We start from the raw sequence: 20297 nt of genomic DNA, 5'->3' as shown, positions 1-20297 counted from the left end.
ACGATTAATGACATTAGAAGATGTTCCTCAAGTGTTTGATTTAGAACGCATGTGTTTTAATGATAGTTCTTGGACGATTGATGCTTTTTATCATGAAGTCGAACGTAACCAGTTTGCGCGTTACTTTGTGATGGAATATCAGCAAAAGATTATCGGTTATATCGGGATGTGGACAGTCATTGATCAAGCACAGATTACAACAGTTGCGATCACTGAAAAGATGCGCGGGTATGGATTAGGAAAACTGATTGTTGAATATGCGATGAATTTTGCGAGACAAACTTGTGATGTCATGAGTTTAGAAGTACGAATTGAAAATAGCGTTGCGCGCCGAGTCTATGAATCATTAGGATTTAATTATGGCGGCAAACGCAAAAACTATTATGGAGAAGGCGAGGATGCACTCGTAATGTGGGTGGATTTATAATGGAAAAAGATACATTAATTTTAGCAATAGAATCAAGCTGTGATGAAACAAGTGCCAGTGTGATTAAAAACGGCAAAGAAATCTTAAGCAATACTGTGCTGAGCCAAATTGAAAGTCACAAACGTTTTGGCGGTGTAGTCCCTGAAGTCGCAAGCAGACATCATGTTGAAGGGATTACACAAACGATTGATGAAGCATTAAAAACGGCACATACTGATATGGAAGATATTGATGCGGTCGCAGTGACTGAAGGTCCTGGATTAATTGGTGCGCTTTTAATTGGTGTTAATGCCGCAAAAGCATTAGCCTTTGCTTATGATAAACCGTTAGTTCCAGTACATCATATTGCTGGTCATATTTATGCGAATAATTTGGAAGAGCCCTTTGAATTTCCATTAATGGCATTAATTGTATCAGGAGGGCATACGGAATTAGTTTATATGAAAGATCATTTAAACTTCGAAGTCATTGGCGAAACTAGAGACGATGCGGTCGGGGAAGCTTATGATAAAGTAGCGCGTACAATAGGTTTGCCATATCCCGGCGGACCAAAAGTCGACCAACTAGCTGCTGAAGGTGAAGATGTATACGACTTTCCGCGTGTATGGCTAGAACCAGATAGCTTCGACTTCAGTTTCAGCGGTCTAAAAAGTGCTGTTATTAACAAACTGCATAACTTAAAACAAAAAAACGAAGAAATTGTGCCAGCAAATGTCGCAGCAAGCTTCCAAAATAGTGTGGTAGAAGTCTTAGTACACAAAGCGATAAAAGCGTGTGAAACGTATCAAGTCAATCAATTGATTGTTGCTGGCGGTGTCGCAAGCAATAAAGGCTTACGTAAAGCACTAAAAGAAGCTTGTGCAGAACACCAAATCAAACTCTCTATTCCGAGTCCTAAGTTATGTACAGATAATGCCGCAATGATTGGTGCAGCAGGTCATTACTTATATAAAACAGGTTTAAATGCTGGCTTAGATTTAAATGGTAAGAGCAGCATTGATATAGAAGAATTTTCAGTGGAATAATAAAATTAAGCGCATACTTATAAATGAGAAAAGTAGAGAAGCGGTCATTTCGCTTCTCTACTTTTTTGTATTTTTTAAAGCATTTTGATACACCACTGTTGGAAAATCCATTAAGCGTAAAAGTTCAATGGCATTACGTGTATCAGTGCAAAAGCATTCATAAAGGTAGAATCTGTCAGCAAGATATTACGAATGGTTAAATCAATAGCCACATTAAGACTAAAAATAAAAAATGTTAAGTAAACTATTCATATAAGTAATACCTCACTATGTATATTAATTATTTATATATTCTCGTTAATAGAAGGGCAGTGCCATTGAGAACAAAATGGAAGGTTGTCAATAGCGAACATGCGTACTTATCAACAAAAGGTGTATAACTTGTGGATAAGTGTGTATAAATGGGTGGATAACTGTGGGAAGTGATGTGAATAGCTGTTAAAATGATGTCTTTTTACCTGTGGATAAAGTGGATAACTCTGTGGATAGTTGATGTTAAGGGATTTTTAATGTTGATAATATTGTAAAGGAATTGTAAAAAAAGAAGGCTGAAAATGAAGTTGTCATTTCTAGCCCTCGGTAACCTTTATGGTTTATATCATTTTTTCTTGTAATTCTTCCCATGTTTCCATGACGTGTTCGAGTTGCTGTTCGATAGTCTCTTTTTCTTCAGCTAATTGAGCTGCTTTCTCTGGATCGCTAAAGACTTCAGGTTGTGTTAATTGTTCATCTATCATTTCAATCTGTTGTTCGAATTTATCAATTTCAGCTTCGCAGTTTTCAATTTGACGTTCTAATTGACGTTGTTCTCTGCGTTGCGCTTTTTGATTTTCATATGAATTGGCATGGGTTTCTGTTGAGATTTGGGCAGCTTGTTGTGCTTCATTTTTGGCTTCTATTGCTGCTTTCTCTTCTGTTTTATCTAAATAGTATTGATAATTACCTGCATAAACAGTACCGCCATCTGGCTGCATATCAAATACCTTATTTGCAAGCTGGTTAATAAAGTAACGATCATGTGATACAAAGATTAATGTGCCTTCAAAATCTTGAAGTGCTTGTTCTAACATTTCTTTAGAATCGATATCAAGGTGGTTGGTAGGTTCATCTAGAATTAAGACGTTATTACGTTCCAACATTAATAATGCGAGTTGTAAGCGTGCTTTTTCGCCGCCTGATAAATCATTGATGATTTTTTTAACATCATCTTGTACAAACAAGAAGCGTCCTAATACGGCGCGCACATCTTTTTCAGGCATTGTAGGGTATTGGTCCCATACATAATCTAAAATCGTTTTGTTAGATTTGAATTCTGCTTGTTTTTGGTCATAGTAACCTACACGTAAATTCGCACCATGAATAATTTCGCCGCCTAATTTCGGTATACGATCTGCGACAGTTTTAATAAATGTAGATTTTCCGATACCGTTTGGGCCAATGACTGCTAAATGGTTACCTTTAGTAATTTCCATTGTAATAGGGGAAATCACAGGTTCAGCATAGCCAATTTCTAAGTTTCTGATATGGTAAACATCATTGCCTGTGTTACGATCAAAGTCAAATTGGATATTTGCGCTGCGGGCATCTAGCATCGGTTTATCAATGCGTTCAATTTTTTCTAAGACTTTTCTGCGGCTTTTAGCCATACCGCTTGTGGAAGCACGCGTGATATTTTTTTCGACAAACGTTTCTAGACGTTTAATTTCTGCTTGTTGACGTTCGTATTCTTGCATGCGTTTTTGATAGTATTGATCACGTTGGGTAATGAATTTACTATAGTTGCCGACATAATGTTGAACTGCACCGAGTGCAACGTCATAAATTTGGTTGACCGTTTTATCAAGGAAGAAGCGGTCGTGACTGATAATCACGATAGCCCCTTTAAAGAAATTTAAGTAATCTTCAAGCCATTGTGTCGTTTCCATATCTAAATGGTTGGTCGGTTCATCAAGTAATAATAAATCAGGTTCACTTAACAACATTTGCGCAAGTGACAAACGTGTCTTTTGACCCCCGCTGAAATCGTTAACTGGACGATTGAAATCTTCTTCGTTAAAATCTAGTCCGTGTAGGACAGTTTTAATCTTACTTTCAAACTGATACCCATCTAAACGCTCAAACTGATTTGATAAGGCTTCATACCTTGCCATATGTTCTTTAAAAGCATCTGTTTCATAGTCACCAGCATGGTCAGCAAGCCAGTTAGTTTCAGCTTGCATCTCTTGTTCCATTTGTTTGAGGTGCGCAAAGGGTTTAGACATTTCCTCCCATACAGTATGATCAGTATCTAATGTCATTTGTTGGGTTAAATAACCCACTTTTAAGTTTTTAATTTTTGAGACATTACCGCTGTCATAGCCATCCAAACCGGCAATAATTTTCATTAATGTAGATTTGCCGGCACCATTTCTGCCGACAATGCCTATTTTTTCATGACTCTTCACTTCAAAGTGGACATCACTAAAGATTTCTTCACCGTCGAAGGATTTTGAGACATTGTTCAATTGTAGTAGTATCATTCAAATATTATACGAGATGTATCTATAAAATATCTCGTAGTCCTCCTTCCTAAAAAAGCGTCGCTTAGTTACTATTATAAGCGCAATTGCCATGAATTCCTAACATATCATGCGAAATGTATGGATAGAATGTTTCATAAAGAAAATGTGTCAATACACATTAAATACAGACTATTAATTATGATTTGTCACAAAAAAATGTGTTCAAAACAAAATTCTAATCGTATAATAGTTTATATCTTGGTGTAAATTTCAAAACCATTTTTTAGATGTTTTAGTGTAATAAAGAGCGTATTCACTAAAATGTTGATATTACAGTCATTCCATTTTCTGAAATCATACGGTATACTTAGATAATAAAAAATGTTTTCAGAAGAACATCTGAGTAGATTGCAGCAAAGTAACCATGATAATACTATAATCTGCTGGTAGTCGAAAAAGGCTGCTTTTCACAACACCATGGCTAAACTATTATTTTTGTACGCATAAATGCATAGTTTTTATTAATGGTTAATTTGAATAAAGTTTGGGATAGTAGTTAGAAAGATTTGGAGGGAAACACATTGGCTAATCAAAACAATAAAATTCCTCGCGCGACTTTGAAACGATTACCCTTATATTACAGATTCGTAAATACCCTTCAAGAAAAAGGGATAGATAGAGTGAATTCTAAGACAATCAGTGAAGCATTGGATATTGATTCAGCTACGATTAGAAGAGATTTTTCATACTTTGGTGAGCTGGGCAAAAAAGGCTATGGCTACAATGTGGAAAGTTTATTAGAATTTTTTAAAGGCGAAATCAGCGAAAGTGATGTAATTCGCATTGGATTAGTCGGCGTAGGGAACTTAGGGAAAGCGTTGCTTTCATATAACTTCTCAATCCATGATGATATGGTCATTACAGAAGCGTTTGATATTAACGAAAATGTAATCGGCACACAAATTGGAAAAGTTGTAGTAAAAGACATGGATGCAATACAAGATATTTTGAAAGAAGGCAATTTGGATGTTGTGATTATCACGACACCAGGCAAAGCAGCACAAGAGGTTGCTGATCAGCTTGTCGCATGTAATGTAAAAGGCATCTTGAACTTTACACCTTCTCGTATCGATGTACCCGATACTGTGTCAGTCCACCATATTGACCTAGGGGTAGAACTACAGTCTTTACTCTTCTTTATGAATAATATGAATCGTAAATAAAGAAAAGGAGTTTGCTTGATAAATTTCAAACAAACTCCTTTTTATTTATGCTTTTTGAACTGTAATAGTCCAAGAAGCATCTCCTAATTGTTCATAATTTGTTACTGGATAAGATTTTTCTGCTGCCCAGTTCGGAATAGCTTCTGTTGCTTGTGTGCAGTCAAAGTCAATTTTCAATTCGTCTCCGACTTCTAATTCTTCCATTTTCTTTTGTGCTTCGATAAGAGGGAAAGGACAAACCATTCCGACTGTTCCTAATTCGTATAACATAGCTTCATTCTCCTTTGCTTTTTACTTATATACATATGATTATTTTAATTAGATTATGATTGTGCTGCTGGTTTTGAAGCAGTCGCTTTTGCGGGTGCTTTGCGTAATGCTTTCATAGGTTTAACAAAAATAAAGTAACTCATTAACCAAGTACCCAAAATCATTGATGCTAATGCAATCCAACCTTGCCAAGATAAGGCAGCTGTTGCAACTAAGCCGTTACCAATTGAGCAACCGCCAGCTACTGAAGCACCGAATCCCATTAATGCGCCGCCGATAACGCTATTTCTTAATGTTTTCTTATCAGGTAAGCGCCATGCGAATTCACGTGAACCTTTCGCTGCAATATATGATCCGATGAAAATACCTAATACTAAGAATACGCCCCAGTCTAGGAATGATGTTTTACCTGTAAGGATATATTGTACTAAATTTGAAGAAGGCGTCGTAATACCTAAACCACCTTCACGACCTGCAGAATAACTCATTGGCCAAGCAAGTAATGCAATTAAACCAACAACAATTGCTGCAACGAAGGGGTGGAATTTCTTTTCAAAGAAGAAATGACGTACACCTGTGAATTTTTGTTTTAATTTAGGGACTGCAATTTTAGGTTTCGGTTTACGCAGTGTTTTTACTACGAAGAACACTGTGATTACTGAAATGACAATAACCCAAACCCAAGCAGGAATACCAGTACTTGTTGACATATCTGCGTTTACATTTGTTTTTGAGTTAAGACTTTCCATAACGGGTTTAAGCAATCCAGCTTTTGTAATCGCTGAGAATATAGCATATGCTGCTAATGCTAACCAACTTCCGATAAGACCTTCACCAGCACGGTAATACGTACCAGTTGCACAACCTCCAGCTAATACAATGCCAACACCGAATATAAATGAACCAATAATAGTTCCGATTATTGGGAATGTTCCATTATCTAAAGGCTTACCAATTATTGCTGTAAATGCTAGTAAACCAATCGCTTGAACAGAAATTGCGATGAGCAAAGCGTAAAACATTTTATTATTCTTTTGAACATACATATCTCTAAATCCACCGGCTAAACAAAATCGTGTCCGCTGCATTACAAATCCTAGTAAACTCCCCACAATTAGACCGCTGATAATCATCCAAATCATTTAATCCCTCTTTTCCGATAATGTTGATAAGGTTTATCCTAATATACAATGAACTAAATTGCAAGGGTGTAATTTCACTCTAGAATATTAATTGATAAACCTAAAAAATAATCATATAAATTTGATATAAATATCATAAGTCAGAAACACAATGAAAAAGAGGATAGGTGGTCGGATATAAATATGCTAAAATAAAAGAAATGATGATTAACGTTTAATTAGGAGGATATGGTTGATGCAAGATTGGATGAATGAAGTCGAAACACAACGAATAGAACAACTACCCGCTGAAAGAATAACTGAACTAAAAGAAAAGTTCGCATCTTCACCGTATAAACAGACATTCCATTTACAGCCGCCATTTGGCTCTGCAGGAAAGCCGAACGGACTATTATTTGATGGTGAACACTATTTGATAAGTCATGTATGGTATCCATTTACAATTAATAATGGATTAAGCTATAGCTATGCGTATCAGACTCCTGATTTAATTCAATATCCTATAGAACAGATTTTATTAAAGCCAGACGGATTATACGACGATGAGGGGATTAAAGGCGGCAGTGCTATAGGAATTGATCAACAAACTTATTTTGTTTATTCTGCAGAAAGTAAAGATGCAACATTAGAAGTACCTTTTACACAGTTATATGCTGTGAGAAATCAACAAGGTGCGCTTGAAAAAGCACAACAGCCCATACAATTTGACGTGCCAGAAGGTTATAGCAACAAGGTACAAGATCCGCATGTATTTGAAAAAGAAGGGCAACGCTATGCGTTATTAAGTGCCCAATCTGACAAAGGCCAAGGAAGATTATTGGCTTATCATGCCGATGATCTTAATCACTGGCAATTAATTGCTCCAGTGCATACGAATCTTTCACACTTTGGTGATTACTGGCATGCGCCTGATTATTACACGATGAATGGGTATGATGTTTTGACGTTTACCGCAGAGAATGCAGAACACGCATATAGAGCAGGGTACTTAATGGGACATCTTCATTTCCATAACTTTAAAATGAATCATGGGGACTTCAAATTGTGGGATGACGGCTTTGGTTTTGTCTTTCCGCAAACTTTTGAAGATGCGGAAGGTTCGCGTGTATTGATAGGCTTGCTAAAAACTGAAGGGGACTATGCGCATTTACCTGAAATTGCTCAAGTGCCTTGCCTTTCTATTCCAAGACAACTTTCGATGCGTAATGGGAAAATTTATCAAACACCGCATTCAAGTTTAAAACAACTGAGATACAACGAGGAAACAGCCTTAGGTTACGCGAATAAATTTGCGAAACAACTGCATCCATACGAAGGCGATAACTTTGAATTACAAGTTGAAGTGTTAGAAAATGATGCGACTGAAATTTATTTTGAAGTGAAAGTTTCAAAGTGGAATTCAACGAAAGTAACGTATAATACACATTCACGTTTAGTAACGTTAGATTGCAGTGAAAGTGGAGAGATTCCGCTTGAAGATGCAGAAACAAAATGTTCAGTACAATTGAGTCAAGATTTAGAGCATCTACAAATCTTTGTAGATCAATCTAGTATTGAGGTCTTTTGTAATCATGGTGAACGTGTAATGTCTTCTCGTATCTTCCCGCCAGAAAACAGCAGAGGAATTCGTGTAGGTACTGAATCAGGTCAGGCTTATTTAAAATTTACGAAATATGATTTACACGGTATCTATGAAGGGGAAGCAACTACAGAGCAATAACAAACAATGTAACTATAAGTAAAACAAACATAAAAGAAGGGCCGAAATCGCATTTTTGATTTCAGCCCTGTTTCTTTAGATTTTTTTCAAATTCCTTACTGAGATATAACAGTGTTCACCATTTTTAAAGTGAACTTCTCGTTCTTTAGAAATCACTTCTTCGATATTGTTTCGATTAATAACGAAACTGTTGTGGCAACGGAAGAAGCGGTCATCTAATTGACTTAAATCTTTTAAGTTGCCGTAAAACTCAATTTGTCGATTATCGAGATGTGCAATTAAGCGATGTGATTTTGCTGAGGATTCAAAGAACATAACATCATCATAATTCACATAGATTGAATTGCTGCCACGTTTCAACTCAATGGTCTCAAGACTTGATTCTTTTGAAAGCAGCTGTAATCTTGTCAGTGCCGTTTCTATACAATCGATAATACGAGATTTCATTTCTGAAGGATCGTCTTTAAAAATAAAATCCATCGCTGCTACTTTATAAACAAAAGTAAGATAAGTCAGCTCACTGTGACTCGTAATAAAGATAATGCTGCCGACTGAATCATAATTTCTTAACTCACTGCCAAGTTTAATACCGTTAATATCAGAATCTAATTGGATATCTAAGAAGTAGCAACAAATTTCATTCGTAGCTTTCGCAAATTCCAGTACCTCATAAGGATCACCTGTAGATAACGCAACTTCTAGAGGCTTTTCTTCAATCATAATATAATTTTCAATGATGGATTCAATGTGTTCACGTTGTTGTACATCATCTTCACAAATAATAATCTTCACGTTATTTCACATCCTCGTGTTCTGTATTCATGATTTCAAGTTTTTGTATAAAGTAGTGATTTTCTATAACCGTATCTAGTAAGACATTATCCGTTTGATCGATAATTTCTCTTAAAGTTGATAGCCCTAAACCTCGATTTGGACCTTTGGTAGAGAAGCTCTCTTTAAACAACTCATGAACTTTAGGAATATCTTTTGCACATTTGTTCATCACAATAATCATTACCGCTTTATTACTTTTCATAAAGCCGATTTGAATTAAAGGATCATCAATTTCAGTTGAAGCTTCAATGGCGTTATCTAAAATAATGCCCATGACTCTCGATAAATCAATCATATCTAGTGAGATATGGTTAATTTCATCAGGTACTTCAACGCTGACTCTGACATTGTTTTCTTGTGCTTGAATAATTTTAGTCGTCAATAAACCTTTCAGCTCTCGAATCTGTAAACGTTCAAGTCCGTTGATTTTAAATGAATTCGTCTGCATATTATCCTTAAGCGGAACAATATGTTTCTCAAAATAAGCCCTCAAACCAGGCATATCATCATCACGAATATACTCAGACATTGATAGTAATATATTTACATAATCGTGTCTGAATTTACGCATGTCATTATTAATCTTCTCGATACGTAACGTATATTTATAATAATTCTCTATTTCTTCTACTTGACGCTTATACTTCATTTCTCTTAGTACAGTAAAACTAATGACAATGACTAAAACAACAATAGCCAGAATAAAGGATATATAAATCACCATAACTGTTTTAAAAGTACCTGGTGTGTTTACGCTATATGGCATGAAAAGAAACAGTAAAACGAAAGATAATGTCAAAAACACTGTTACTGTACTGATATAGAGCTTATTACTAGAAAGATAAGAGTTTTTCAGTTTCTTAATCAAATATCTAACTGCATAAGCTAATAATAGTGCTACAATCGTAAATAATACTAAATAAAGTATATTTAGAAATATTCGTTTAGGGTCATATGCATCAAGCAATATAAAAACAGACATGGCAGAAAGGTTACCTAAGTATAAGATTAGGACACTTCCTACCATAGTCAGCAAAGAGTATAATTTGATTTTTTTATATAAATAGATTGTGGTAAGCAATATCACGATAAATAAGGCATATTTACCAATGATAATATATGAAAAGCTTCCCAATGTATTTATCGCTATAAGTATAGCTATTTCTTTATAAGTATAACGTAGGTTCAATATAATTTTTGCGATTAAAAAGAGTAGTATACCTTGATAAGTCGCTATAAACATACCATTTAATAATTCCATGTTTGACACACTTTCTTATACAATGCAGATTGTACGCTTTATATTTTAGTTATCTTCTTCTAATAATTCTTTTGGCACTTCTGTTTCGTCGAAGTAACCCCAACAAGGATAATACTTAGCTAAGTTTCCAATTTTCTCAAAGATAAAAGCGAATAATTTAAAGATACCATTTAATAAGTCCATTATTATACATCCTTTCTGGTTTTAGGGAAAAATATCGGCAATTGTGAAGCCCCTTGTAATGTAATACCTAGCAAAATCATTTGTTGAAAAGTATTTGGAACAAGGAAAGAAAGTGCAAACAATACTGTTGCGAGAATGATTGCCGTAATTTTCTTTTTCTTAATCAGTCGTGTGGGAATTGGTTGCTTAACTGTAGCAGCAGGTGCATAAATACAAAGTAAAACTATGGCGATTGCTGCAAGTGTCATCATAATGTAGCTAGGCAAGTGATAGGTTGCTAAAAGCCATGGAAACATTACGAATAAAACAATACTTTCTATATAGCATGCAAGCGTTGACTTAGCATGCGCACCGTGTGCAAAGTGTCGAATAATAAAATAGCTTAAATGAACAGTTAGTGTGTATAAGAAAACATGGAATAGAAGAGCAAGTCCATAAACGACAATGGTTTTGAAAAGGTTATTAAAAAAGACTTCTAGGCCAAGCTTTATTTTTAAATAAGCAATACGGTCTAGATTGTTTCTCTTTTGAAGGGCTTGTGCCCAACGATCAACCTGCCTATAAAAAGCCTTTTGCATAGCCTCACTCTCCTCACTGTCATTATACAACTAAAAAGGATATTTTATTGATTCATTGCCCAACTGTTCATTTTCAATGCCAAACTGTAGAAAATTCTCTAATATCGTCATTTTAACATATTTTTATAGACAGTTATGATTGAAATATCATAAGTTAGGGATTATTTAACATTAAATTTAGAATTGATGTTTTAATAAGGATGTATCACAGAGATGTGATAAGAACTCAGGTAGCACATTACATAAGCACAACGTGTTTTTTAGTAAGTCGTGTTACCGTACTTCATCTTAATATTTCAAAGAAATTGGTTTATGGCATCGTTAATATTCTTCGTAGATGTAACATGCTTTAACCGAACTGATCATCCTATATTTCATTAGAAAGGGGGGAATTCACATGGCAGGCGATATCGTAGGTACTATCGGTGAATTCGTAAAATTAATCATCGAAACTGTTAAAAAATTCACTCAAAAATAATAATCCTTTACTTATTGTCCTTTGAGTATAAGCACTAAATTGTTTAATCCTTACGCAGGAATTGATGTTTGTCCTTGCATTGATTCCTGCATCTCTCATATTGTATATCGGAAATGAAGCGTTCGGTATGCATATCATTGTAGTTAAATTATCGTGAGTAACATTTAATTTATCAATATCGGTAAATTCACTAAAATTTTTTCATAATTAATAACATCCCCAAAAATAGATAGAAAAATAACTGTAAACATTCCCTTAATAATAAGTAAAACCCATGAGTTCCTCCCAAACTCATGGGTTATTTTTAATGGTCGTATTTATAAAGGTGAGGACGTCTATTATCAAATACAGGGATGTTTTTGCGTTGTTGTTTTACTTCATCAAGATTGATATCTACAGTTAAGACTTCTTCTTCGGTTCCTGCTTCAGCTAAAATTTCACCATTTGGATTAATGACTAACGAGTGGCCTGCATATTCAGTACCGCCGTCCTTTTCATAACCGCATGTATTACAAGCAATAACAAAGATATCATTTTCAATTGCTCGGCTTTGTAGTAGGGTGCGCCAATGATTTAAACGTGCCATCGGCCATTCGGCGACATAGAATAAAATATCTGCACCATTAATTGCAGGGTGTCTTGCGATTTCAGGGAATCTCAAATCATAACAGATAATTTGAGAAGCGGTTACTTGTTCATTGAGGTTAAAGGCATAGGGCACAGTTTCGCCACCTGTTAAATATAAATGTTCATCTAACATCGGAACGAGATGAATTTTATCATATTGATAAATCAACTCTCCTTGAGTATTTACTGTGAATGCTGTATTAAATGTGTTGCCGTTTTTTCTATTAGATACAGATCCGGCAACTATTGTGACATTATATTGACGACTCAGTTTTTGAATGAATAATAAACTCTCTTTTAAATCATCATCTGATAGGGTGTTTAATTGTTCAAGTGCGTAACTGTTATTCCACATTTCAGGTAAAACAGCAACTTCTGTATCAGATTCAAGATGTTTTGAAAAGAGCGTTTCAATCTTGTCTTGATTGGCTTTCGCATTACCATGTGCAAGATTGAATTGAAATAGTTGAACTTTCATAGATAATCCTCTCCATTCTTTTATTATTACTGTACTAAAGTACGTCTTAAATTTCCAATATTGATAATAATCTGATATTTAGGGGCTTTATTTGGATTATTACAAATTATTAAGTATATTAACACTTCTTTTCATTCTAAAATACATATAGAATTTAAAGATAAGTTCTTATATACTTAGGTTGATTGCTATATTTGATAAAAGGAGGTGCGTGAAATGAAAAAGAAAATATACAAAAAATTAACATTGACCATCGCTGCCACAAGTCTACTATTGCCTAGTACAGTAACACATGCTGCAGAGCAAACACAAAATATGCAGCAAACAAATCATACTACAACTCAGTCAGATGGTTTGAATCATCAAAGCGCGCCTAAGGAAGAAACGCCAACGCAAACACCTTCAACAGAAAGCGACAATTCCAATACTAATGAGTCATCTCAAACAGAGGCAACCACAAAACCTGATAATCAAACAACTGATCAAACTAACAACACTACAACCAATGATGAATCGAATACAACACCACCAACACAAGAAGATACTTCACAAAGTCAAACAAAACCTCAGCCAAATGAGCAACCTGATGGCGGTTCAACAGGTGGAGATACTTCCCAACCTCCAAGTGGTGAAAGTAATAACACTGAAACGGATCCAACAAGGCCAGGTGAAACAAAGCCGAATGAATCTAAACCAGACGAAACAAAACCAGATGAAGAAACACCACCTCAAGATAATCATGTAGATAAACCTGATAATAATGAAACAGATAGCAGTCAGGGTGGCGGATTCATTCCGCAAAAAGGTGAGGGAGGCTCAAAGCCGGATAAACCAAAACCGGATAGTTCTGGGTCAGGAGAAACTCATAAGCCCGAACAACCATCTGTGCCGGATGAACCTGTTACACCTGAAATGCCCGAAACACCCACAACACCAGAAGAACCGGAATCAAGACCAAATCATACAACAGATCAAAATCAATCAGGACATCATGCATATCAACCGAATCAACAAGTTACACCTATTTCAAGTTCTCAACCTTCAGCAGATTATATGCCGACGCAAGCTAATTTAGGTTCGGCAATGCCTGCTTTAAATGGAGGTTCTGATGAACATCAATCGATGGATGAAATGATGCCGTTTTCTAATTTTGGTTTAACGGGTGATCGCTTTGGACATTTAGTAACTGGGTCATTTAAATATAATCCATTTATTGTACATCAAGTCGGTATGATTAGTAATGACACGCACTCTACTGAAGATGATGTGAATGCGATGCTTCGACCGCAGAACTTCAGCAACAATAATAATTTAAATACCTTGCAGCAAAATACAGGCTATTTTAAATATCAATACTTTAGCCCAATGCGTGCACAACAATATTATACGAATTTAGATTTACAGATATTAGGATTAGTAACGAGTGATTTAGGTTCAATGCCAGATTTAAAAGAAATTAAACGTGAGAAAAAGGCTGAAGCAGAACACACAAGCAAACCTTCAGAAGATACGAAACAAAATGCGGATAAAGTAAAAAAGTCACATGAAGAAAAGACAACAGATAATCAGAAGTATCCACGCTTGCTTAATTCGTTGATGATTGTCTTTGGTGCTGCATTTATCTGGTTTATTATATTAATGATTATGAAACGTAAGAAAAAATCACAGAGTGAATAATGTACGAAGAAATAAAAATCACGCAACAAGGTCATATGTAACCTGTTGCGTGATTATTTAATATCCAATCATATGAAATATAAATGATACGGATTCTTGCATTTTCTTAATATCGTCTGCGAATAATAATTGAATAACGACGACATAACTGTTCATTAATATATGGATTAAAATAGGTACAGCAATACGTTTGGTGTAGACATAAAAACCAGCTAATATAAAGCCCATACCAAAATAAATCAAAATGAAGTTTGGATCGTTATGCGCCATCGCAAATAATGCAGAACTGACTGTGCCTGCGATGATAAATCGAATAACTTTATTACCTCTAAGAATGTTGAAAATCTCACCGAAGATAACCTTTCTGAAAACAAACTCTTCTAGTAAAGGTCCGGCAATTGCGACAAGAACAATAAAGATGGGTGCTTCTTGAATAATCTTCATAATGCCGGTTGTATTCGGACTGGGTTGATCGATTTTAAATACAAAATGATTTAATAGAGAAGCAATAACTTGATATAACAGTACGACAATGAGCCCAACAATGGCCCAGAGAATGACGTAACGTTTTTGGACTTTTGGCTGCAATTCTAAACGTGTTTGATTTTTGATTTTATAATTCATCCAAATGATGATTAATGCAGCTGCAATCATTAAAATAACTTGTGTGTAGGATGTCGCAAACATCAGCTGTTTTCCTTTAAAATGATTAAACAGACCAGCTTGATAAAGCATCTGTGGTCCGAACAATGCAAGTCCATAAACGATTAAGGTTAAGATTGAAAACCATAGTCGTGACATAATTTAACTCCTCCATACTATCTAGTTGTTATTTCCATTTTAAACTAAAAGTTTGTGCGAGGAAAATAAAAATCTAATTGCTTGATGTATTGACCAATTTTGATTAATATAGAGAGTGGATTAGCACTCTGGATATGAGAGTGCTAAACAATTCAGATATGTAAACAAAATAAATATGAAATAAACAATTGCAACAGATTAGAGGAGGAACGACCATGCTTAAACCATTAGGGAATCGCGTGATTATTCAAAGAGTTGAAACTGAACAAACAACTAAGAGCGGAATCGTATTAACTGATAAAGCGAAAGAAAAATCTAATGAAGGTAAAGTAATCGCAGTCGGACCAGGCAGAACTTTAGATAATGGTACTGTTATTACGCCTGAAGTTAAAGAAGGCGACACTGTGGTATTTGAACAATATGCAGGCAGTGAAGTACAAGTCGGCGAAGACAAATACCTTGTTATCAGTGAAGAAGAAATTCTAGCTATCGTACAATAATACATCAAACATAACACATAACAGGAGGCTATCAATCTATGGCTAAAGAAATCAAATTTTCTGAAGATGCACGTCAATCAATGCTTCGCGGTGTAGATCAACTTGCGAATGCAGTTAAAGTAACAATCGGACCAAAAGGCCGTAATGTGGTGCTAGATAAAGAATTTACAGCACCTTTAATTACAAATGATGGAGTAACGATTGCGAAAGAAATTGAACTTGAAGATCCATATGAAAATATGGGGGCAAAATTAGTTCAAGAAGTTGCAAATAAAACAAATGAAATTGCTGGTGACGGTACAACTACAGCCACAGTACTTGCGCAAGCAATGATTCAAGAAGGCTTAAAAAACGTAACAAGCGGTGCGAACCCTGTTGGTTTACGTAAAGGGATTGATTTAGCAGTAGGTGAAGCGGTTCAAGCTTTACATGACCAATCTCAAAAAGTTGAAAATAAAAATGAAATTGCACAAGTAGGTGCTATTTCAGCAGCCGATGAAGAAATTGGCCGATACATTTCAGAAGCAATGGATAAAGTTGGTAATGATGGTGTCATCAGCATTGAAGAATCAAACGGCTTCAACACTGAATTAGAAGTGGTTGAAGGTATGCAATTTGACAGAGGTTACCAATCACCATATATGGTGACAGATTCAGAAAAAATGGAAGCGACTTTAGAACGTCCATATATCTTAGTAACAGATAAAAAAATCAGCTCATTCCAAGATATCCTTCCATTATTAGAACAAATTGTTCAATCAAATCGTCCAATCTTAATTATTGCTGACGAAGTAGAAGGCGATGCTTTAACTAATATCGTCTTAAACCGTATGCGTGGTACATTTACTGCAGTAGCAGTTAAAGCACCAGGTTTCGGTGATCGTCGTAAATCAATGTTAGAAGACATTTCAATCTTAACAGGTGCACAGTTCATTACTGACGACTTAGGTTATGACTTAAAAGATGCATCAATTGATATGTTAGGTACAGCGAATAAAGTCGAAGTTACAAAAGACAATACAACAATTGTTAATGGTGACGGAGATAAAAATTCTATCGATGCGCGTGTTTCTCAAATTAAAGCACAAATTGAAGAAACAAATTCTGATTTCGACCGTGAAAAATTACAAGAACGTTTAGCTAAATTAACTGGCGGCGTAGCAGTAATTAAAGTCGGTGCAGCAAGTGAAACAGAATTAAAAGAACGTAAATTACGTATCGAAGATGCATTAAACTCTACACGTGCAGCAGTAGAAGAAGGTATTGTTGCTGGTGGCGGTACTGCATTAGTTAACGTATACAAACGCGTTAGTGAACTTGAAGCAGAAGGTGATGTCGAAACAGGTATCAACATCGTCTTAAAAGCATTAGAAGCACCTGTACGTCAAATTGCTGAAAATGCTGGATTAGAAGGTTCAATTATCGTTGAAAAATTAAAACATGCAGATCCAGGTGTGGGTTATAACGCAGCAACTGGTGAATGGGTTAATATGTTAGAAGCAGGGATTGTAGACCCTACAAAAGTAACACGTTCAGCATTACAAAATGCAGCAAGTGTCGCAGCAATGTTCTTAACAACTGAAGCTGTTGTCGCAAAAATTCCTGAAGAAAATAATGATGCAGGCAACCCAGGAATGGGCATGCCAGGCATGATGTAATTTATAATTTAACTAGCTTACAGTCTGGTTAATCAACTGTTCACAAAAGAAAGACACCGCATTAGTGTTGAGTGCTAATGCGGTGTCTTTTGTGTTCGTTTCAAATTAAATATGTGCTTTTAGATAAGCAATGTGTTCTTCACGTGTTGCCCAACTTGTCGCAAAACGAACGATTTTATGTGTATCGTTATATTTTTCCCAACAAGTGAATTTTAAATATTTGCTAAGTCTTTGAATGGTTTCATTATTCATAATAAAGAATTGTTGATTGGTCGGTGAATCAAAATAAAGTTGATAGCCTTTTTCTACAAATGCTTGTTTTAATTGCATCGCCATATCCACCGCATGACGACTAATATCCATATATAAGTTATTTGTGAATAATTCTGAGAACTGTACACCTACGAAGCGGCTTTTTGCCAGTAATGCACCATGTTGTTTAACAATTGATACGAAGTGCCTAGGTTCATTATTGCTTGAGAAGACAATAGCTTCACCACAAAAGGCACCGATTTTAGTACCGCCTATGTAAAATACATCAGCATATTTGGCAATGTCTTGAATATTCATATCACTCGCATCACTTGCTAAACCATATCCGAGACGTGCGCCATCAATATACAAAGGAATGTCGTAGGCTTTGCATGTGTTTGATATACTTTCTAATTCTGCTTTTGTATATAATGTACCGTATTCAGTAGGATATGAAATATAGACCATTCCTGGATAAACCATATGTTTATAGTTAGAGTCTTCATAAAAATCATCGATATTAGATTTCACTTGATCTGCATTGATTTTACCGTTGTCAGAAGGTACCGTTAATACTTTATGACCGCTGAATTCAATTGCGCCAGATTCATGTACACTAATATGGCCAGTGTCCCCGGCGATGACACCTTCGTATTTGTTTAGCATTGCGTTAATTACAACTTGATTCGTTTGTGTTCCACCGACTAGAAAATAAATAGAAGCATCTGGCATATCGATCGCTTGTCTGATTTTACTGATAGCATCTGCAGTAAATGTATCATTGCCGTATCCAGACTCCTGTACGTAATTAGTTTGAACTAATTTTTCTAAAACTTTTTCATGTGCACCTTCTAGATAGTCATTTTCAAAAGATATCATGGGTCCTTCCTCCAATTCATCGTATTTTGTTTTGCGTTTCTAACTGTGCTATTGCTTGAGCGTAAAGTGTTAATATTCTGATAATAAAATTTAGTGTTGTGTTCATCATGATATTGAAACACATGTATACTCACGCTCATGTGCAGTTAGAGAATGTTTTAATAATAATGCGGGTAGATGGTTGTGTCAACTGCAATATAAACATTTTATGATTTAATAAGTCAGAGCTTTAGCGCGATAACGCTGTAAAATAAAGGGATACTATAAATTGTATCAATTTTTTGACAATTCATTTGAAAGTATATAGAAAGAGGAAAGGCATGGGTGGTTTTAGATTAAAAAAACTCTGATTGACGCGAGCGCCGATCAGAGTTTGAACAGGTTTGATTATTTTTGTAAGTCTGCGATACCTTTTGCGATAGATTCGAAAACATGAGGAATATCTTCTTTTTCGATACAACTGAATGCAACACGGATATCTGTGCTGTTTAAAGCAATAGTACCAATTGAATAAGCATCAATTAAGTGTTTACGTAATGCTTCAGCATCTACGCCTTTAACTTGAACTGCCATGAAATAACCAGAGTTGAAGTCATAAGGTGTCCAATATGCTTGATATTGCTCATCATATACAACTGATTTTGTGACTTCATAACGTTCACGTAATGTATCAATATGACGTTGAACATCTGCTTCAAATGCTTCACGATGTTCAGGTTGTAATACATATTGCACAGCACTTTGCGATGGCATTGGACCACTTGAGATATTACTACGGATTAAGCCTTTAACTTTGGCTTCTAAGATTGCTTTTGTAACTTCATCTTTAATGCCGAATGTGATAAAGCCGACACGTAAGCCCCAAGCAAAGAACTCTTTTGTAGCACCATCTAATCTTACTGGCAGGATATTTTCAGATTCAATTTGCGTTAATTTTGAGAATAAAGATTGAGTATAAACATCTTCATAGAATAAACCGTAATATGCATCATCTACAATTGTGATGACTTTTGTACCGCGGTCTGCTAAGTCTTTAATCGCTTTTGCGATAACTTCAACTTGAGCTGCAGTTGGTGTATAACCAGTAGGGTTATTTGGGTAATTCAACAATAAGATGACTTTATCGTGATTGTAATTTTCTAACGCTTCAACAAAGCCGTCAGTTGTATAACGGTTATTTTCGTCAAAGATAGAATATGTTTGGATATCAGCACCGTGGCGTGTATTAAAGATTAATTTATAGTTGCCCCAGTTTTGAATAGGTAATAATAATGTGTCACCTGCATTCACAAATAAGTCAGCTAAAATAGATAGGCCATGTGTTAATGCATTCGTTACGATAGGTCTTGAAATTTGTTTTTGTTCTAAATCAGGATTTTCTTTCAAAATCTTTTCTTCCCATAACGCACGTAATGTTTCCAATCCTTGCGGTGGGGCATAAGGGAAAATTTCATCTGGATCTAAATGTTGGTATAGACCGTAGATTGTATCAGAGTAGAGTTTTCCATTATCGTCTGTTGCCATACCGATTGTTGCGTTATATTTTGTTGCTTTAGCTTCTGCTGATTGAGATAAAATGCCTTTAGGATAAAACATATGTTTACCTAAGTCAGACAGCATATCCAATATCACAGGGTTAGTTTGTGTAAGTTGCTCATTTAAATCAAGCGCTAATGGATTCATAATAATTCCGCCTCACTTTTTAATATCTTCATACATTACTATATTATCTTGTATGAGCTTAAATAGAAAGTGCGGAATGAAGATTTTCAGAAAATATAAG

20 protein-coding genes are annotated in these 20297 nt (G+C 35.4%); 9 read left to right on the top strand and 11 right to left on the bottom strand.

The window, feature by feature from the left end:
* The first annotated feature begins 7 nt into the window (after positions 1–7).
* From rimI to ACFCT9_RS05575, 3 genes are all read left to right on the top strand, one after another.
* The gene (gene rimI, locus ACFCT9_RS05585; protein WP_412521623.1) at positions 8–427 is read left to right on the top strand and encodes a ribosomal protein S18-alanine N-acetyltransferase; all 420 of its coding nucleotides are present in this window, start codon (positions 8–10) and stop codon (positions 425–427) included.
* Positions 427–1452, top strand: a complete 1026-nt coding sequence (gene tsaD, locus ACFCT9_RS05580) for a tRNA (adenosine(37)-N6)-threonylcarbamoyltransferase complex transferase subunit TsaD (protein ID WP_412521437.1) — start codon at positions 427–429, stop codon at positions 1450–1452. Before rimI ends, tsaD begins: the two co-directional genes overlap by 1 nt.
* Before the next feature lie 351 nt (positions 1453–1803).
* Entirely contained in the window at positions 1804–1878 is a 75-nt protein-coding gene (locus tag ACFCT9_RS05575; protein WP_412521622.1) for a hypothetical protein, read from the top strand.
* 167 nt (positions 1879–2045) lie between these two features.
* On the opposite strand, the gene ACFCT9_RS05570 is transcribed toward ACFCT9_RS05575, so the two are convergent.
* Positions 2046–3971: an ABC-F family ATP-binding cassette domain-containing protein gene (locus ACFCT9_RS05570; protein WP_412521436.1), complete on the bottom strand. Its 1926-nt coding sequence runs from the start codon at positions 3969–3971 to the stop codon at positions 2046–2048.
* Between the two features lie 563 nt (positions 3972–4534).
* Here ACFCT9_RS05570 and ACFCT9_RS05565 point away from each other — a divergent pair.
* Positions 4535–5176, top strand: a complete 642-nt coding sequence (locus tag ACFCT9_RS05565; protein ID WP_412521435.1) for a redox-sensing transcriptional repressor Rex — start codon at positions 4535–4537, stop codon at positions 5174–5176.
* A gap of 45 nt (positions 5177–5221) precedes the next feature.
* Here ACFCT9_RS05565 and ACFCT9_RS05560 read toward each other — a convergent pair whose 3' ends face one another.
* Positions 5222–5446, bottom strand: coding sequence for a sulfurtransferase TusA family protein (locus tag ACFCT9_RS05560; protein ID WP_107606162.1), 225 nt, complete (start codon positions 5444–5446; stop codon positions 5222–5224).
* Between the two features lie 53 nt (positions 5447–5499).
* Positions 5500–6588, bottom strand: a complete 1089-nt coding sequence (locus ACFCT9_RS05555) for a YeeE/YedE family protein (protein ID WP_412521434.1) — start codon at positions 6586–6588, stop codon at positions 5500–5502.
* A 235-nt stretch (positions 6589–6823) separates the two neighbouring features.
* Here ACFCT9_RS05555 and ACFCT9_RS05550 point away from each other — a divergent pair, with 235 nt between their 5' ends.
* Positions 6824–8308: a GH32 C-terminal domain-containing protein gene (locus ACFCT9_RS05550; protein ID WP_412521433.1), complete on the top strand. Its 1485-nt coding sequence runs from the start codon at positions 6824–6826 to the stop codon at positions 8306–8308.
* A 75-nt stretch (positions 8309–8383) separates the two neighbouring features.
* On the opposite strand, the gene agrA is transcribed toward ACFCT9_RS05550, so the two are convergent.
* From agrA to ACFCT9_RS05530, 4 genes are read right to left on the bottom strand one after another with little or no spacing between them, the layout of a single operon-like run.
* Positions 8384–9100: a quorum-sensing response regulator AgrA gene (agrA, locus tag ACFCT9_RS05545; RefSeq protein ID WP_412521432.1), complete on the bottom strand. Its 717-nt coding sequence runs from the start codon at positions 9098–9100 to the stop codon at positions 8384–8386.
* Position 9101: 1 nt separating this feature from the next.
* Positions 9102–10403 carry a quorum-sensing sensor histidine kinase AgrC gene (agrC, locus tag ACFCT9_RS05540; RefSeq protein WP_412521431.1) on the bottom strand — a complete coding sequence of 434 codons (1302 nt, stop codon included), beginning with the start codon at positions 10401–10403 and terminating at the stop codon, positions 9102–9104.
* Between the two features lie 45 nt (positions 10404–10448).
* A complete protein-coding gene (gene agrD, locus ACFCT9_RS05535; protein ID WP_107540291.1) occupies positions 10449–10586 on the bottom strand; it encodes a cyclic lactone autoinducer peptide AgrD in 138 nt (45 codons plus the stop codon).
* 2 nt (positions 10587–10588) lie between these two features.
* On the bottom strand, positions 10589–11164 hold the full coding sequence (locus ACFCT9_RS05530; protein WP_412521430.1) for an accessory gene regulator AgrB: 576 nt from the start codon (positions 11162–11164) through the stop codon (positions 10589–10591).
* A gap of 397 nt (positions 11165–11561) precedes the next feature.
* Here ACFCT9_RS05530 and ACFCT9_RS05525 point away from each other — a divergent pair, with 397 nt between their 5' ends.
* Positions 11562–11642, top strand: coding sequence for a delta-lysin family phenol-soluble modulin (locus ACFCT9_RS05525; RefSeq protein WP_105994213.1), 81 nt, complete (start codon positions 11562–11564; stop codon positions 11640–11642).
* Between the two features lie 304 nt (positions 11643–11946).
* Here ACFCT9_RS05525 and ACFCT9_RS05520 read toward each other — a convergent pair whose 3' ends face one another.
* Positions 11947–12747: a carbon-nitrogen family hydrolase gene (locus ACFCT9_RS05520; RefSeq protein ID WP_412521429.1), complete on the bottom strand. Its 801-nt coding sequence runs from the start codon at positions 12745–12747 to the stop codon at positions 11947–11949.
* Positions 12748–12963: 216 nt separating this feature from the next.
* Between ACFCT9_RS05520 and ACFCT9_RS05515 the strand changes: the two genes are divergently transcribed.
* The gene (locus tag ACFCT9_RS05515; RefSeq protein ID WP_412521428.1) at positions 12964–14424 is read left to right on the top strand and encodes an SdrH family protein; all 1461 of its coding nucleotides are present in this window, start codon (positions 12964–12966) and stop codon (positions 14422–14424) included.
* Positions 14425–14481: 57 nt separating this feature from the next.
* On the opposite strand, the gene mroQ is transcribed toward ACFCT9_RS05515, so the two are convergent.
* On the bottom strand, positions 14482–15225 hold the full coding sequence (mroQ, locus tag ACFCT9_RS05510) for an intramembrane glutamic endopeptidase MroQ (protein WP_412521427.1): 744 nt from the start codon (positions 15223–15225) through the stop codon (positions 14482–14484).
* Between the two features lie 215 nt (positions 15226–15440).
* Here mroQ and groES point away from each other — a divergent pair, with 215 nt between their 5' ends.
* Together groES and groL are read left to right on the top strand one after the other, a co-directional pair.
* On the top strand, positions 15441–15725 hold the full coding sequence (groES, locus tag ACFCT9_RS05505; protein WP_412521426.1) for a co-chaperone GroES: 285 nt from the start codon (positions 15441–15443) through the stop codon (positions 15723–15725).
* A 38-nt stretch (positions 15726–15763) separates the two neighbouring features.
* Complete coding sequence (gene groL / locus ACFCT9_RS05500) at positions 15764–17383, top strand: chaperonin GroEL (RefSeq protein ID WP_412521425.1); 1620 nt, start codon at positions 15764–15766, stop codon at positions 17381–17383.
* Between the two features lie 105 nt (positions 17384–17488).
* Here groL and ACFCT9_RS05495 read toward each other — a convergent pair whose 3' ends face one another.
* Complete coding sequence (locus ACFCT9_RS05495; protein ID WP_412521424.1) at positions 17489–18514, bottom strand: threonine aldolase family protein; 1026 nt, start codon at positions 18512–18514, stop codon at positions 17489–17491.
* Between the two features lie 387 nt (positions 18515–18901).
* Positions 18902–20197, bottom strand: coding sequence for an aminotransferase class I/II-fold pyridoxal phosphate-dependent enzyme (locus ACFCT9_RS05490; protein WP_412521423.1), 1296 nt, complete (start codon positions 20195–20197; stop codon positions 18902–18904).
* Between the last annotated feature and the right edge of the window lie 100 nt (positions 20198–20297).

The sequence above is a fragment of the Staphylococcus simulans genome, from assembly GCF_047037175.1.
In the GTDB taxonomy this organism is placed as follows: Bacteria; Bacillota; Bacilli; order Staphylococcales; family Staphylococcaceae; genus Staphylococcus; species Staphylococcus simulans_C.
This window is presented reverse-complemented; position numbering and strand designations above follow the sequence as displayed.